Origin of the sequence: Enterobacter sp. MGH 38, from assembly GCF_000492855.1 — a bacterium.
GTDB lineage: Bacteria > Pseudomonadota > Gammaproteobacteria > Enterobacterales > Enterobacteriaceae > Enterobacter > Enterobacter hormaechei_C.
In genome coordinates, this window is sequence record NZ_KI535608.1 from 317902 (window position 1) to 333554 (window position 15653).

Genomic DNA, 15653 nt, shown 5'->3' on the forward strand with positions numbered 1-15653 from the left:
AGAGGGAGAGGGGGGAAAAGCTACTTCATAACGCGATCGTACCAGACCATATCCGCGTTCAGCCCCTGCTGATACCCCTTCACGTTATCGCGCACCACGATCTGAGTTTTGCCCTGGTCAACGAACACGTACGGCGAGTTATGCTGTAACTGTTCCTGCATCTTCTTATACAGATCCAGACGTTTCGCCGGATCCGGCTCGGCAACCGCCGCCAGCGTGGCCTTGTTCAGCTCCGGGATTTTCCAGCCGTTCAGACCGGCCACGGTGCTGGACTTCCCGTCGTTCCACGCGAAGGCGCTGGCGTTGGAGTGCGCATCGAAGTAATCCGGGATCCACAGGCGAATCGCCGCCTGATGCTGCTTAGCGCGCACGCGGGCGTACACCTGGCTACCCGCAGCGGGCAGCAGATCCACCTTCACGCCACCCTGAGCAAAGCTCGCCTGCATGGATTGCGCGATGGTGATGAACGGTGGTTTATTCTCCACGTCCAGCGTGAAATGCGCGTCTTTGATGCCCGCCTTGGCGAGGATCGCTTTTGCTTTTGCCGGGTCAAACGTGAACGGATTGTCCTCCAGCGCGCCCGGCAGGCCGACCGGCAGGAAGCTCTGATGAACAAAATACTGGCCTTTCAGCAGGTCTTTGGTGATGCCTTCATAATCCACCAGCCAGCGCGAGGCTTCCCAGAACGCTGGATTATTCAGCAGCGGGTTAGCGCTGTTGCCGGTGTTAAACACCAGATAGTTTTGCTCGGCAGAAGGGATGCTAAGCACCTTCACGCCCGGCTTGCCGCTGAGGGCGCTTATCTGGTCTGCACCCAGATCGCGCGCCACGTCCGCATCACCCTGCTGGATCAGCAGGCGGCGGGAAGCGGGATCGGGGACGTTTTTAATGATGATGCTTTTAAGCTTCGGCGCGCCGCCGGGCGCGGATTCGTTGGCTTCCAGCACGATGGCCTGATGCGGCTGGTAAACGCGCATTTTGAACGCGCCGCTGCCCGCAGAGTGCATTTTTAACCACGCGTTGCCGAAGTCGTTATCCTTCACGTTCGCCGCAACCTGTTTTTCATCGACGATGGAGGCAATCGGCGTGGAGAGAATATTCAGCGCCACCGACGGGCTAACGTCGGCCGTCCAGTGAAGCGTGAGGGTATGGTCGTCCACTTTCTTTAGCTGGCTGGCGATGTTGCTGGCGTCCCAGCCCAGTACGTTGAGGATAAACGCCGGGGATTTGTTCAGCGTCACGGCGCGGGTATAAGAGAAGATCACGTCTTCCGGGCGCAGCGGGTTGCCGGAGGAGAATTTCGCATCGGGTTTAAGCTTGATGGTCAGGGTTTTTGCTGCCGCGTCCGCGTCCCAGCTTTCTGCCAGAACCGGCGTGATTTTTTCCGGATTATCGCGGTCCGGCTGTACCAGACGCTGGTACAGGCTCGGAACGGTCTGGATGCTGGAAAGCTCGTTGGCTTCGGCCGGGTCAAGGCTCACGATATCATCCAGACCCTGGGCGACAACCAGCGTGTTGGGCGGGGTAGCGGCGTGAGCAGCGCTTGAGAGCGCAGCCAGCACCAGTAACGGCAGCAGTTTTTTAGTCATAGCGATCCCTGAATAAAATATATTGTGATTGTTTTATGCACCGTTACGGTAGGCTGGCTGAGGATTTCCTCAAAGTCGAAATTCTGCTTTGCTTATGCCATCCGGGAATAACGCATTCGGTCTGGTTATGAGTCACCTCTCTTTTCGTTCGCTTTTTAACCTGCTATAACAAACTCCTTACCTTTCAGGGAGTCACCGCCGTGCCCGAAATCAATCAACATGGTCAAACCGTTAACGATATTGTCCCGGACTGGAAATGCGCCCGCGCGTTAACCCGTACTCTGCTCACCGGCCAGTATTGCCGCCTGGAGCCGCTGGATGCTGACCGCCATTCGGCTGATTTGTTTGAAGCCTATGCGCTGGGTGACGACAGCGACTGGACGTGGCTTGCCAGCACCCAGCCTGTGAGCGTTGAGGCCACTGCGCACTGGGTGCTGGGAAAGGTGCTGGATGACGACCTGGTGCCCTTTGCCGTTATCGATCTGCGCACCGAAAAGGCGGTAGGGCTGGTCAGCTATATGGCGATAGAACGCTTTCAGGGCTCGGTTGAGATCGGCCACGTCACCTGGTCGCGCAGAATGAAGGGCACCCGCGTGGGTACCGAAGCGGTGTGGCTGCTGCTGAAAAATGCCTTTGAGCATCAATATCGCCGGCTGGAGTGGAAGTGCGATTCGATGAACATCGCCTCACGCAACGCGGCGGAGCGGCTGGGGTTTGTCTGGGAAGGGCGACTGCGCCAGAAGCTGGTGCGCAAAGGCCGCAACCGCGACAGCGATATGCTCTCGATTATTGACGGCGAATGGCCGGAAAAGGATGCGGCTCTGCGGACCTGGCTGGCAGCGGAGAATTTTGACGGGGAAGGGCGGCAGGTCAGGCGGTTAGAGGAATTTCGGACGAAAAAGCCTTACCCTTCACCCCAACCCTCTCCCCAAAGGAGAGAGGGTGTTCAAGTTCCCTCTCCCCTTTGGGGAGAGGGTTAGGGTGAGGGGAGAAGTTCGCACTCAGCGGCGAACCGGCGCCCCGTTCGCCACATAATACGCCGCCGTGCTCTTCGCCAGCGGCTCGCGCCCGCGAATGGCGTCGGCAATCTTTTCGCCAATCATGATGGTGGTGGCGTTCAGGTTGCCGGTGATAATCTGCGGCATAATCGACGCATCCACTACGCGTAACCCTTCCAGCCCGTGAACGCGGCCTTCGCCGTCGACCACCGCCATTTCGTCGTAGCCCATCTTGCAGGTACCGCACGGGTGGAAGGCGGTTTCGGCGTGGTTGCGCACGAACTCGTCCAGCTGTTCGTCGGTCTGGCATTCGACGCCCGGGCTGATTTCACGACCGCGATACTTGTCCAGCGCAGGCTGGTGCATGATCTCGCGGGTGATGCGAATCGCGTCGCGGAACTCCTGCCAGTCCTGCTCGTGGGACATGTAGTTGAACAGGATCGCCGGATGCTGGTGCGGATCGCGCGACTTGATGCGCACGTGGCCGCGGCTCGGGGAGCGCATGGAGCCAACGTGGCACTGAAAACCATGCTCTTTCACCGCGTTCGAGCCGTTGTAGTTAATCGCCACCGGCAGGAAGTGATACTGAATGTTCGGCCACTCGAACTCCTCGCGGCTGCGGATAAACCCGCCTGCTTCGAAGTGGTTGCTCGCGCCCACGCCCGTGCCGCCAAACAGCCACTCCGCGCCAATCTTCGGCTGGTTCCACCATTGCAGGGCAGGGTAGAGGGAGACCGGCTCCTTACATTCATACTGAAGATACATCTCCAGGTGATCCTGCAAGTTTTCACCCACTCCGGGTAAATCATGTACCAGCGGGATATCAAACTGCTTCAGCAGTTCAGCGTTGCCCACGCCGGAGCGCTGGAGGATCTGCGGAGACGCGATGGCGCCCGCGCACAGCAGTACCTCTTTCTTCGCTGTCGCTTTTGACGGAATGGTGCTTTCGCCTTCCAGCCACTCGACGCCCACCGCGCGCTTGCCGTCAAAGATAATGTGATCGGTCATGGCGTGGGTGCGGATGGTCAGATTCGGGCGCGGTTTGGCCTGATCCAGATAGCCGCGCGCGGTGCTGGCGCGTCGGCCCTGCGGCGTGACCGTGCGATCCATCGGGCCAAAGCCTTCCTGCTGATAGCCGTTGAGATCGTCGGTGCGCGGGTAGCCCGCCTGCACGCCTGCCTCCACCATCGCTTCAAACAGCGGGTTCACACCCGGCTTAGAGGTGGTGACGCTCACCGGACCGTCGCCGCCGTGGTAGTCGTTCGGCCCCACGTCGCGGGTCTCTGCCTTGCGGTAGTAGGGCAGGCAGTTGAGATAGCTCCAGTGCTCCAGACCCGGTTCTTTCGCCCAGTTGTCCAGATCCATTGCATTGCCGCGCACGTAGCACATGCCGTTGATCAGCGACGAGCCGCCCAGCCCTTTACCCCGTCCGCACTCCATGCGGCGGTTGTTCATGTAAGGCTCTGGCTCGGTTTCATACGCCCAGTTGTAGCGCTTGCCCTGCAACGGGAAGGCCAGCGCGGCAGGCATCTGGGTGCGGAAGTCAAAGCGGTAGTCCGGCCCGCCCGCCTCAAGCAGCAGGACGGTGGTGTTTGGATCTTCAGTCAGTCGTGTTGCCAGTACGTTGCCGGCAGAGCCGGCCCCGATAATGATGTAGTCAAATTGCAAATAAACCTCCCGGTTAAAATATGGACTGGAATTTACCCATCTCAACCTGGATGGACTTCACCTGGGTGTAACTCTGAAGCGTCATGACGCCGTTCTCACGGCCAATGCCGGAGTGTTTGTAGCCGCCCACCGGCATCTCTGCGGCGGATTCGCCCCAGGTGTTGATCCAGCAGATGCCCGCTTCGAGCTGATGAATGGCGCCGTGGGCGCGGTTCAGGTCGGTCGTGACGATGCCTGCCGCCAGCCCGTAGTCGGTGTCGTTGGCGCGGCGAATCGCTTCCTCAATGGACTCATAGGTGAGGATGGACATCACCGGGCCGAAGATCTCTTCGCGCACGATGGTCATCTCGTCGGTGCAGTCGGTGAACACGGTTGGGGCCACCCACGCGCCGTTATCGAAGCCTTCGCCCTTCAGCACGTCGCCGCCGCACAGCACGCGCGCGCCTTCCTCTTTGCCTTTGGCGATGTAGCGCATCACGCTGTCCCGGTGCGGGAAGCTGACCATCGGACCAAAGTTGGTAGCTTCATCGAACAGATCGCCCGCGCGGATGCGGCCCACGCGCTCAACGATTTTTTGCTCAAACGCGGCTTTGAACTTCGCCGGCACGAACACGCGGGTGCCATTGGTGCACACCTGGCCGGAGCTGAAGAAGTTGGCCATCATGGCGATATCTGCCGCGAGATCCAGATCCGCATCGTCAAACACTATCAGCGGGGATTTACCGCCCAGCTCCATCGTCACCTCTTTCAGGGACGAGGCCGCCGAGTTGGCCATCACCTTTTTGCCGCTGGCGACGCCGCCGGTAAAGGAGACTTTCGCGATGCCCGGATGCTCGGTCAGGTACTGGCCGGTCTCCGCGCCTACGCCCGGCAGGACGTTAAACACGCCGTCCGGCAGGCCCGCTTCGGTGTAGATTTCAGCAAGCTTCAGGGCGGTAAGCGGTGTCACTTCGCTCGGCTTGAAGATCATTGCGTTGCCCGCCGCCAGCGCCGGCGCGGATTTCCACAGGGCGATCTGGATCGGGTAGTTCCACGCGCCGATGCCCGCCACCACGCCCAGCGGCTCGCGGCGGGTGTAGACGAACGAGGTGTCGCGCAGCGGGATCTGGCTGCCCTCCAGCGCCGGGATCAGCCCCGCGTAGTAATCCAGCACGTCCGCGCCGGTGACGATGTCGACGGTCGAGGTTTCGGAATACGCTTTACCGGTGTCGAGGGTTTCCAGCGTTGCCAGCTCGTCGTTACGCTCGCGCAGGATATCGACGGCGCGACGCAGGATGCGCGAGCGCTCCATGGCGGTCATCGCCGCCCAGATTTTTTGCCCGCGCTTTGCGCTTTCGACGGCGCGGTCCACGTCTTCGCGCCCGGCGGCCTGCACGGTCGCCAGAACTTCACCGTTCGCCGGGTTGATGGTCTCGAAGGTGCGACCGCTGGTGGCGGATGTATAACCACCATTGATATAAAGCTGCTGTTCTGCCATTCGGGACATAAATTCTCCTCGGTTAGTCGGTCGGTAAATGCTGGCTGATAAAGTGGCTGGTAAGCGACTGGGCCAGGGTTTTATCCAGCGGTTTGCCGCTGAGCGCAGCGCGCAGCCACAGCCCGTCAATCAGTGCGGCGAGCCCGTAGCCCGCCTCTTCAGCCTGTTCACGCGGCAGCTCGCGGCGGAACTCGTACACCAGGTTTGAGAGCAACCGACGGCTGCTGACCTGCTGCAAACGGTAGAGCATCGGCTGATGCATGCTGCTGGCCCAGAAGGCCAGCCAGGCCTTCATCGCCGCGCCGCTAACCTGAGTTTCATCAAAATTGCCGCCGACAATCGCCTGCAAGCGCTGCTCTGCACTGCCGTCCGGCAGGGCGCGTAAACGGCTTAATACCGCGTCGCGCAGCTGACCGGTGATGTCGCGCATGGTCGCTTCCAGCAGACCGTTTTTATCTTTGAAATAGTGGCTGATGATCCCCGTGGATACGCCCGCCCGACGGGCGATCTGCGCGATGGTTGCGTCATGCATTCCCACTTCATTAATTGCTTCCAGCGTGGCATCGATTAGCTGCCTGCGCCGGATCGGCTGCATCCCCACTTTGGGCATTTTTGCCACTCCATTCATCAGCGTTGGTAATCTATTAAAGCGGTTTTTGATTGGACGTTCAATATAAAATGTGTCTTAATTGTTGCGATTTTAGATTTCAATAGTTACAAAAACAGTGAGGATACTGGATGACAGACCTTTCACAAGACAGAGAAAAAGACAAAATCAACCCGGTCGTTTTTTATACGTCCGCCGGGCTGATTTTGTTGTTTTCCCTGACGACTATTTTCTTTCGTGATTTTTCTGCCGAGTGGATTGGGCGCACTCTGGACTGGGTGTCAAAGACCTTCGGCTGGTACTATCTGCTGGCCGCGACGCTTTACATCGTGTTCGTGGTCTGCATTGCCTGCTCGCGCTTCGGTTCGGTGAAGCTCGGGCCAGAGCAGTCTAAGCCCGAGTTCAGCCTGCTGAGCTGGGCCGCAATGCTGTTTGCCGCAGGCATCGGCATCGACCTGATGTTCTTCTCCGTGGCGGAACCGGTCACGCAATATATGCAGCCGCCGGAAGGGGCAGGGCAGACGATGGAGGCCGCGCGCCAGGCGATGGTCTGGACGCTGTTCCACTACGGCCTGACGGGCTGGTCGATGTACGCCCTGATGGGCATGGCGCTCGGATACTTTAGCTATCGTTATAATTTGCCCCTTACCATCCGCTCCGCGCTGTACCCGATTTTCGGCAAAAAGATCAACGGTCCGATTGGCCACAGCGTCGACATTGCGGCGGTGATCGGCACCATCTTCGGCATCGCCACCACGCTCGGAATTGGCGTGGTGCAGCTCAACTACGGGCTGAGCGTGCTGTTTGACATCCCGGATTCGATGGCGGCGAAGGCGGCGCTGATTGCGCTGTCGGTGATTATCGCCACCATCTCGGTGACCTCCGGCGTGGATAAAGGGATTCGCGTGCTCTCCGAACTGAACGTCGCGCTGGCGCTGGGGCTGATCCTGTTCGTGCTGTTTATGGGCGACACCTCGTTCCTGCTCAATGCCTTAGTACTGAACGTGGGTGATTACGTGAACCGCTTTATGGGCATGACGCTGAACAGCTTCGCCTTTGACCGTCCGACAGAGTGGATGAACAACTGGACGCTGTTCTTCTGGGCGTGGTGGGTGGCGTGGTCGCCGTTTGTCGGCCTGTTCCTGGCGCGTATTTCGCGTGGGCGGACCATCCGTCAGTTCGTGATGGGCACGCTGATTATCCCGTTCACCTTTACCCTGCTGTGGCTGTCGATTTTCGGCAACAGCGCGCTGCACGAGATCATCCACGGCAATGCGACTTTTGCCCAGGAAGCGATGGCGCACCCGGAGCGCGGCTTCTACAGCCTGCTGGCGCAGTACCCGGCGTTCACCTTTAGCGCGTCCGTAGCGACCATCACCGGCCTGCTGTTCTATGTCACCTCGGCGGACTCTGGCGCGCTGGTGCTGGGGAACTTCACCTCGAAGCTCAAGGACATTAACAGCGACGCGCCGAACTGGCTGCGCATCTTCTGGTCCGTCGCCATCGGCCTGCTGACGCTCGGCATGCTGATGACCAACGGTATCTCTGCGTTGCAGAACACGACGGTGATCATGGGCCTGCCGTTCAGCTTCGTGATCTTCTTCGTGATGGCCGGGCTGTATAAATCGCTTAAGGTGGAAGACTACCGCCGCGTCAGCGCCAGCCGCGACACCGCCCCGCGTCCGCTGGGCGCGCAGGACAGGCTGAGCTGGAAAAAACGCCTCTCGCGCCTGATGAATTACCCCGGTACGCGCTACACCAAACAGATGATGGAGACGGTCTGTTTCCCGGCGATGGAAGAGGTGGCCCAGGAGCTGAAGCTGCGTGGCGCCTACGTGGAGCTGAAAAACCTGCCCCCGGAAGAGGGCGAAAATCTGGGGCACCTGGATCTGCTGGTGCACATGGGCGACGAGCAGAACTTTGTCTATCAGATCTGGCCGCAGCAGTATTCGGTACCCGGCTTTACCTACCGGGCGCGCAGCGGGAAGTCGACCTACTACCGGCTGGAGACCTTCCTGCTGGAAGGCAGCCAGGGGAATGATCTGATGGATTACAGCAAGGAGCAGGTGATTACGGACATTCTGGACCAGTATGAACGGCACCTGAACTTTATCCATCTGCACAGGGAAGCACCGGGGAATAGCGTGATGTTCCCGGATGCCTAAAGTTTGATCTGAATAAAGTGCGTGAAAGTTAAGGGGCCAGATTGTTATGAATCTGGCCCTGTACTTTTCGAATAGTGCTTATTATATCTTTTACTAGAGGTGTACTATGTACGCCTTTATGTTGTTCCGAGGTATAAAATGAGCATCTTTGATGAACTTAAAACTTCGCTTGAAGAGGCGGTTGAGATCCACAGCGGAAGGAAAGCCGCTTCCCGGGTAACCCGCTATGAAGTTGCTGATGTGCGCGCCATCAGAGAGCAGCTCAATATCACGCAAAGCGAAATGGCGAAGGCGCTTGGCACGAGCGTCGATACGATAAAGAGCTGGGAGTCTAAACGTCGCAACCCAACCGGGCTGGCGGCGAAGGTACTTAATGTGATTCGGGAGAATCCTGCATTTTATAAGGCACTTGCCGGGCAGTGAGTCGCCCTTATGCCGGGTGGCGCTGCGCTTACCCGGCCTACAAAACTCCAAAACTGCTTTACCGTAGGCCTGATAAGCGAAGCGCCATCAGGCTCTCCCTCCGTTGACACAACTTTAATGATAATTATTTTCATTTAAATATAGCCTGTGCTATACCTTATAGCACAGGCTAATTTTGCTTTGATTTTAATCACCTCAGGAGACTTCTGCGATGCATCCACGGCAAGGATTGAAGCGTCTGTTGCTCGGCGCGCTGCTCATGACCGCGACCACCACGGGCGCGCTGGCGGCTGAAAAGTTCCAGGTCATCACCACTTTTACCGTTATCGCTGATATGGCGAAAAACGTGGCGGGGGATGCCGCAGAGGTCACCTCCATCACCAAACCGGGCGCGGAAATTCACGAATACCAGCCCACCCCGGGCGATATCAAACGCGCGCAGAAGGCACAGCTGATCCTGGCGAACGGCATGAATCTGGAGCTGTGGTTCCAGCGCTTTTATCAGCATCTGAACGGTGTGCCGGAGGTGATTGTCACCAAAGGCATCACCCCGATGGGCATCAGCGAAGGGCCCTATAACGGCAAGCCCAATCCGCACGCGTGGATGTCGCCGGACAACGCCCTGATTTACGTCGATAACATCCGCGACGCGCTGGTGAAGTACGATCCGGCCAACGCACAGACGTATCAGCGCAACGCTGATGCTTACAAGCAGAAGATCACCGCCACTCTCGAACCGCTGCGCAAGCAGGTCGCGGAGATACCGGAAGACAAACGCTGGATGGTGACCAGCGAAGGGGCTTTTTCCTATCTGGCGCGGGATTTGGGCCTGAAGGAGCTTTACCTGTGGCCGATCAACGCCGATCAGCAGGGCACGCCCCAGCAGGTGCGCAAGGTTATCGATCTGGTGAAAAAACATCACATTCCGGCGGTGTTCAGCGAAAGCACGGTCTCCGATAAGCCCGCCCGTCAGGTGGCGCGTGAAACCGGCGCCCACTATGGCGGCGTGCTGTACGTCGACTCTCTGAGCGCGGAAAACGGCCCGGTGCCAACCTATATCGATCTGCTGAACGTCACCACCCGCACGCTGGTGCAGGGCATCCGCGACGGGATGAAGGAGTAATCATGCAGAAAGGTATTGTTGTAACCGACGTGACCGTGACCTACCGCAACGGCCACACGGCGCTGCGCGACGCGTCGTTCAGCGTGCCGGGCGGATCGATTGCTGCCCTGGTGGGGGTGAACGGTTCCGGCAAGTCCACGCTGTTTAAGGCGGTGATGGGGTTTGTGCGGGCGGCGAGCGGCACTATCTCCATTCTGGGGCTGCCGCCTCACCGGGCGCTGCGTCAGAACCTGGTCGCCTACGTGCCGCAGTCGGAAGAGGTCGACTGGTCGTTTCCGGTGCTCGTCGAGGACGTGGTGATGATGGGCCGCTACGGGCATATGGGGTTTCTGCGTCGTCCCAAAGAATGCGATAAGCAGATCGTCACCGACGCCCTGAAGCGTGTGGATATGCTCGAGCTGCGCCATCGGCAGATTGGCGAGCTGTCCGGCGGGCAGAAGAAGCGCGTGTTTCTGGCCCGTGCGATTGCCCAGCAGGGCGAGGTGATCCTGCTCGACGAGCCGTTTACCGGCGTGGACGTCAAAACCGAAGCCAGGATCATCAGCCTGCTGCGGGAGCTGCGCGACGAGGGTAAAACGATGCTGGTCTCGACCCACAATCTGGGCTCGGTCACGGAATTCTGCGATTACACGGTGATGGTCAAAGGCACCGTGCTGGCGAGCGGCCCGACGGATATCACCTTTACCGCCGAGAATCTTGAGCGCGCCTTCAGCGGCGTGCTGCGCCACGTGGTGCTCAGCGGCTCGGAAGATCGCATTATTACCGACGACGAACGCCCCTTCGTGGCGCACCGACAGGAGGCCAAATGAACGCGCTTCTCGAACCCTTCGGCTACGAGTACATGCTCAACGCGATGTGGGTCTCGGCGATGGTGGGCGGGCTGTGCGCGTTTCTCTCCTGCTATCTGATGCTTAAAGGCTGGTCGCTGATCGGCGATGCGCTGTCGCACTCCATCGTGCCGGGCGTAGCGGGCGCTTACATGCTCGGGCTGCCGTTCTCGCTGGGGGCGTTTTTATCGGGCGGGCTGGCGGCGGGCAGCATGCTGTTTCTCAACCAGCGCAGCCGCCTGAAGGAGGACGCCATTATCGGGCTGATCTTCTCCTCGTTTTTCGGGCTGGGGCTGTTTATGGTCTCGCTCAACCCGACCTCGGTGAACATTCAGACCATCGTCCTCGGCAATATTCTGGCTATCGCCCCGGAAGATATCGTCCAGCTGGCGATTATCGGCGTGGTGTCGATAGTTATCCTGCTGTTCAAATGGAAAGATCTGATGGTGACCTTTTTTGATGAGAACCACGCCCGCGCCATCGGCCTGCGTCCTGAACGCCTGAAAATTCTCTTCTTCACGCTGCTGGCGGTCTCTACCGTGGCGGCGCTGCAAACCGTCGGCGCGTTTCTGGTGATCTGTCTGGTGGTCACGCCTGGCGCGACCGCGTGGCTGCTGACCGATCGCTTCCCGCGCCTGCTGATGATTGCCGTCGCCATTGGCAGCATCACCAGCTTCCTCGGCGCGTGGGCCAGCTATTACCTGGACGGCGCCACCGGCGGCATTATCGTGGTCGCCCAGACGCTGCTGTTCCTGCTGGCGTTCGTCTTTGCGCCGAAGCACGGACTGCTTGCCAGCCGTCGTCGGGCGCGGGAGGCACACCCATGATGACGCTGCTCCTCGAACCCTTCCAGTTTGCGTTTATGAACAACGCGCTGCTGATTTCACTCCTGGTGGCCGTGCCCTGCGCGCTGCTGTCGGTTTTTCTGGTGCTGAAAGGCTGGGCGTTGATGGGCGACGCCATGAGCCACGCGGTGTTTCCCGGCGTCGTGCTGGCCTGGATGATGGGCCTGCCGCTGGCGCTGGGCGCGTTCGTGGCCGGTCTGTTCTGCGCGGTCGCCACCGGATACCTGAAGGATAACAGCCGCATCAAACAGGATACGGTCATGGGGATCGTCTTTTCCGGCATGTTCGGCGCCGGGCTGATCCTCTATATCGCTGTCAAACCTGAGGTGCATCTCGACCACATTCTGTTCGGCGATATGCTGGGTATTAACGGGATGGACATTCTGCAAAGCGGTCTCGTCGCGGGGATGATTGCGCTGGTGATTGGCCTGAAGTGGCGCGATTTTCTGCTGTTCTGCTTTGACTATCAGCAGGCGCAGGCGAGTGGCCTGCGCACCCGCTGGCTGCACCACGGCTTACTGTGCATGGTTTCGCTGACCATTGTGGCGACGCTGAAAGCGGTGGGGATCATTCTGTCGATTTCCCTGCTGATTGCCCCCGGCGCGGTGGCGGTGCTGATTACCCGACGCTTTCACATGGCGCTGCTGGTGGCGGTCGCCGTTTCAGCGCTGGTGTCGGTAAGCGGCGTTTATGCCTCGTTTTATCTCGACAGCGCGCCTGCGCCGACCATTGTGGTCCTGTTCGCGATGGTGTTTATCGTGACGTTTGTGGTGACCAGCGTGAAGGCTCGTCGCCAGGAGCGTGTGACAGCAGAGTGATGACCTGTTCGCCGTGCTGCTGCCAGTGCAGGGGGAAGGCGGTGCCTTCTTGAAAGTCTGCTAGTTGACAGGTCAATGCCAGCGTAAGCGTCTTATCGTCGAGCATGGTAACGCGGGCGCAGTCAAAACCCATCCAGGCCTGTACCTGCGGAAAGAGGGCCTTAAACAGGCTCTCTTTGGCGCTGAAGACCAGCGTCAGGGCGAGGGCGAACGGGTATCCCAGGCGGGAAAGCACAGGTTCTTCCTGTGTATCAATGATGCCGTCTTTGATTTCCCTGGCTTCGTTTTCGGAGAGGATCGTTTCACAATCGATGCCGATAAGCGCCGGGTATTGCGTGACGACGGCTATCGCCTGCGTGCCGCTGTGGGTGATGCTGCCGGAAATTCCTTGCGGCCAGAGCGGTTCCCCGCTGGGGCCGATGGCGGGCATGGTGTAGTCAGGTAAGGCGTGCGCGGCGGCGATGCGGCCTGCGAGGTGGTCGGCCTTGCGTTTGCGTCCGGCGTTAGCCAACTGGGCGTGGTGGGGGAGCCAGAGGAGATCGGCATCCGTAAAGGTGGTGGGGTCGAAGGTGATGCGGTGGAGGGTGTGGCCAGCGAGAGAAAATGTGCTGTGGGTGGTGTGCATGGTTTTCCCTTCAGTATTGTGCGGCCTGATGCCCTCACCCCAGCCCTCTCCCAAAGGGAGAGGGAGCAAACACTAAAAACGGCAACGGGGTTGCCGTTTTGCTTTTACCTCGCCCTCACCCCGGCCCTCTCCCACAGGGAGAGGGGGAAGTCACTGCCTGTATCAGAACCTCGTATTTACGCTCATGTACCAGGTGCGACCCGGTTCATTATACGTATACGCACCCGCGCCGTACATATACGCACCCGTCGTGGTATTACCCGTGGTCTGGGCGTTACCCGCGCGCCACTGGCGCTTGTCGAAGACGTTGTCCACGCCGCCGGTCAGGCTGACGTTTTTGGTCACGTCCCAGGTCGCGCTCAGACCAACGATGCTGTACGGGCTGACTTCGTCTTTCTCAGACCCGGTCACCGGCTGACCTTTGTAGTTGTACTTCTTCGGCTGCTGCTTGCCGTACCAGGTGAAGGTCGACTGCAATGAGACATCCTGACGTACCTGCCAGCTCAAGGTAGAGTTCAGCGTATACTCCGGGATGATCGACAGACGATCGCCGGTCTCCTTATTCTTACTTTGCAGCATGTAGGTGATGTTGTTGGTCCAGTTGATGGTGTCGCTGACCGGCACGTTCAGGGAGCCTTCCAGACCTTCCACTACCGCCTTCGGCACGTTTTCCCACTGGTAGATGTCGGTGGTGACTTTGCCGGTGGACGTCTGGCCAATCGGCGCGTAGCCCGCTTCAATCTTGTTGCGATAGTCGTTGCGGAACCAGGTCACGCCAGCCAGCCAGCCGTCGCGTTTCCACTCCAGGCCAATCTCTTTGTTGATACTGGTTTCCGCTTTCAGATCGTCGTTACCCATCATGTAGCAGCCCACGCCGTCGGAGCTGGCGTAGCAGCCCTGGCCTTTACTGTACAGCAGGTAGTTCGGGTTGGTCTGATACAGGCTTGGCGCTTTATAGGCGCGCGCGATGCCCATCTTCAGGGTGAAGTCATCCCCCAGACCTTGCGACAGGTTCAGGGACGGGCTCCAGTTATTACCCACAATAGTATGGTGGTCGAAGCGCAGGGCAGGGGTCAGCATGGTGCTGTCGGTCAGCTCCATGTTGTTTTCGGCAAACAGGGAGAAGATCTCCGCTGACGTGTACGGGCTACGATCTTCGCTCATGCCCGGGATGGTGCCCCCCTGCTGGGTTTGTGTAAAGGAGGTTGAGTCCTTCATGCGCTGCTGGTTCCACTCGGTGCCGAGCGTCAGGTTCTGGTTCACAATGAAATCAATCGGCAGGTTGATTTCGCTGTGCAGCATCACGTCGGCCAGATCGGTATCGGTGAATTTATTGCTGTTGAACAGGCCTTCCAGACCGCCCGCCAACCCTTCACCCAGACGAGAGTTGCGGGTGTGCTCGTACTGCGCCCAGTTGCTGGTGGTGATGCCGTTATCCCAGCCGCCGTTCCAGGTCACGGCGAAGTTCTGACGATAGATACGGTTAGTCTCTTTACCGTAGTTCTTCTTCACCAGCGCGTTGTCGTTGTTGGTGTTCTGCGTGTCGCCCGCATACAGGTTGTTCTGGCGGCTGTAGCCCGCTTCAAACTCCAGCGACTGCATCGGCGCGAAGTCCCAGCGCACCACGCCGTTGATGTCTTTATTTTCCACACCTTCACGGCCTGCGGGCAGGGTGTTGGCGTAAGCGCCCGTGCGGTCAGACTGGTGACCCTGGTTGATATCCCACGCGTCGGCCTGGGTTTTATCCAGGTTACCGTACATGCGGAAGCTGAAATCCCCGCCCAGCGGGCCGCTCAGGCTGAAGTTGGTGCGTTTGGTGGAACCTTCGTCTTTATGCTCTGGCGCGTTCAGGTAGGTGTTCCAGGAGCCGTGCCACTGGTCGTCAAATTTTTTGGTGATGATGTTCACCACGCCGCCCGCCGCACCATTACCGTAGCGGGCAGCAGCCGGGCCACGGATCACTTCGATGCGCTCGATCATCTCCGGCGGGACCCAGCCGGTATCGCCGCGGGTATCACGCTCGCCGCGCCAGCCCAGACGGATGGAGTTGCGGCTGGTGACCGGCTTGCCGTCGATCAGGATCAGGGTGTTTTCCGGGCCCATGCCGCGAATGTCAATCTGACGGTTGTTCCCGCGCTGGCCGCTGGTGGAGTTGCCGGTCAGGTTAACGCCCGGCATGGTGCGGATGATTTCCGCCACGTCGCGCGCTGGCGGGTTTTTGCGGATCTCATCGGCGGTGATGGTCGACACGCCCGGCGCCTGCAAATTCTGCTCGGCGGCGGTGATCACCATGGTGTCTTCGTTCTGCGCGGAGGCGGTGTTATCGTCTGCCATGGCGGGCAGCGCGACACCATAAATCCCTAAATTGACCAGCAAGGCCAGAGAGTGAATCTTCTTATTCATTGTACGTCCCGCTTTTATGGTTATTTAATGAGCGCGCTTCCCACAGCGCGGGCATTACGCTATTGCAAATGCAAATAGTTATCAA

At 59.2% G+C, this 15653-nt stretch carries 12 protein-coding genes and 1 pseudogene; 7 read left to right on the plus strand and 6 right to left on the minus strand.

The features are described from left to right. Positions 1-20 precede the first annotated feature (20 nt). Positions 21-1589: an ABC transporter substrate-binding protein gene (locus L384_RS09820; RefSeq protein WP_023315582.1), complete on the minus strand. Its 1569-nt coding sequence runs from the start codon at positions 1587-1589 to the stop codon at positions 21-23. 200 nt (positions 1590-1789) lie between these two features. Here L384_RS09820 and L384_RS09815 point away from each other — a divergent pair. Further along, positions 1790-2482, plus strand: a pseudogene (locus L384_RS09815) (GNAT family N-acetyltransferase); the annotation flags it as partial. Between the two features lie 108 nt (positions 2483-2590). On the opposite strand, the gene betA reads toward L384_RS09815, so the two are convergent. The 3 genes from betA to betI are packed head-to-tail and all read right to left on the minus strand — an operon-like array spanning position 2591 to position 6342. After that, positions 2591-4255: a choline dehydrogenase gene (gene betA, locus L384_RS09810; RefSeq protein ID WP_003858831.1), complete on the minus strand. Its 1665-nt coding sequence runs from the start codon at positions 4253-4255 to the stop codon at positions 2591-2593. Positions 4256-4268: 13 nt separating this feature from the next. Next, positions 4269-5741, minus strand: coding sequence for a betaine-aldehyde dehydrogenase (betB, locus tag L384_RS09805; RefSeq protein WP_023324284.1), 1473 nt, complete (start codon positions 5739-5741; stop codon positions 4269-4271). Between the two features lie 13 nt (positions 5742-5754). Then, complete coding sequence (gene betI, locus L384_RS09800) at positions 5755-6342, minus strand: transcriptional regulator BetI (RefSeq protein WP_003858827.1); 588 nt, start codon at positions 6340-6342, stop codon at positions 5755-5757. 128 nt (positions 6343-6470) lie between these two features. On the opposite strand from betI, the gene betT reads away from it, so the two are divergent. From betT to L384_RS09770, 6 genes are all read left to right on the plus strand, one after another. After that, positions 6471-8504 (plus strand): choline BCCT transporter BetT, encoded by a 2034-nt coding sequence (gene betT / locus L384_RS09795; protein ID WP_022650556.1) that lies wholly within the window; start codon positions 6471-6473, stop codon positions 8502-8504. A 138-nt stretch (positions 8505-8642) separates the two neighbouring features. Further along, positions 8643-8927, plus strand: coding sequence for a NadS family protein (gene nadS, locus L384_RS09790; protein WP_022650557.1), 285 nt, complete (start codon positions 8643-8645; stop codon positions 8925-8927). Between the two features lie 211 nt (positions 8928-9138). Continuing rightward, on the plus strand, positions 9139-10050 hold the full coding sequence (gene sitA / locus L384_RS09785; RefSeq protein WP_003858820.1) for an iron/manganese ABC transporter substrate-binding protein SitA: 912 nt from the start codon (positions 9139-9141) through the stop codon (positions 10048-10050). Between the two features lie 2 nt (positions 10051-10052). Next, positions 10053-10859, plus strand: coding sequence for an iron/manganese ABC transporter ATP-binding protein SitB (gene sitB, locus L384_RS09780; protein WP_022650559.1), 807 nt, complete (start codon positions 10053-10055; stop codon positions 10857-10859). Continuing rightward, positions 10856-11704, plus strand: a complete 849-nt coding sequence (gene sitC / locus L384_RS09775; RefSeq protein WP_022647369.1) for an iron/manganese ABC transporter permease subunit SitC — start codon at positions 10856-10858, stop codon at positions 11702-11704. The genes sitB and sitC overlap by 4 nt, the downstream gene beginning before the upstream one ends. Further along, positions 11701-12540: a metal ABC transporter permease gene (locus tag L384_RS09770; protein WP_023324285.1), complete on the plus strand. Its 840-nt coding sequence runs from the start codon at positions 11701-11703 to the stop codon at positions 12538-12540. The genes sitC and L384_RS09770 overlap by 4 nt, the downstream gene beginning before the upstream one ends. On the opposite strand, the gene entD is transcribed toward L384_RS09770, so the two are convergent. Both entD and L384_RS09760 read right to left on the minus strand, forming a co-directional pair. Further along, positions 12476-13165 (minus strand): enterobactin synthase subunit EntD, encoded by a 690-nt coding sequence (gene entD / locus L384_RS09765; protein ID WP_023324286.1) that lies wholly within the window; start codon positions 13163-13165, stop codon positions 12476-12478. The two genes, L384_RS09770 and entD, sit on opposite strands and share 65 nt — an antisense overlap. A gap of 162 nt (positions 13166-13327) precedes the next feature. Beyond that, positions 13328-15568 carry a TonB-dependent siderophore receptor gene (locus L384_RS09760; RefSeq protein ID WP_022650562.1) on the minus strand — a complete coding sequence of 747 codons (2241 nt, stop codon included), beginning with the start codon at positions 15566-15568 and terminating at the stop codon, positions 13328-13330. Positions 15569-15653: the final 85 nt, after the last annotated feature.

Bases quoted from the DNA above. Each gene is read 5' to 3' on its own strand.
- L384_RS09820 (WP_023315582.1), bottom strand. From the start codon at position 1,589: ATGACTAAAAAACTGCTGCCGTTACTGGTGCTGGCTGCGCTCTCAAGC.
- betB (WP_023324284.1), bottom strand. From the start codon at position 5,741: ATGTCCCGAATGGCAGAACAGCAGCTTTATATCAATGGTGGTTATACA.
- betI (WP_003858827.1), bottom strand. From the start codon at position 6,342: ATGCCCAAAGTGGGGATGCAGCCGATCCGGCGCAGGCAGCTAATCGAT.
- betT (WP_022650556.1), top strand. From the start codon at position 6,471: ATGACAGACCTTTCACAAGACAGAGAAAAAGACAAAATCAACCCGGTC.
- nadS (WP_022650557.1), top strand. From the start codon at position 8,643: ATGAGCATCTTTGATGAACTTAAAACTTCGCTTGAAGAGGCGGTTGAG.
- sitA (WP_003858820.1), top strand. From the start codon at position 9,139: ATGCATCCACGGCAAGGATTGAAGCGTCTGTTGCTCGGCGCGCTGCTC.
- sitB (WP_022650559.1), top strand. From the start codon at position 10,053: ATGCAGAAAGGTATTGTTGTAACCGACGTGACCGTGACCTACCGCAAC.
- sitC (WP_022647369.1), top strand. From the start codon at position 10,856: ATGAACGCGCTTCTCGAACCCTTCGGCTACGAGTACATGCTCAACGCG.
- L384_RS09770 (WP_023324285.1), top strand. From the start codon at position 11,701: ATGATGACGCTGCTCCTCGAACCCTTCCAGTTTGCGTTTATGAACAAC.
- entD (WP_023324286.1), bottom strand. From the start codon at position 13,165: ATGCACACCACCCACAGCACATTTTCTCTCGCTGGCCACACCCTCCAC.
- L384_RS09760 (WP_022650562.1), bottom strand. From the start codon at position 15,568: ATGAATAAGAAGATTCACTCTCTGGCCTTGCTGGTCAATTTAGGGATT.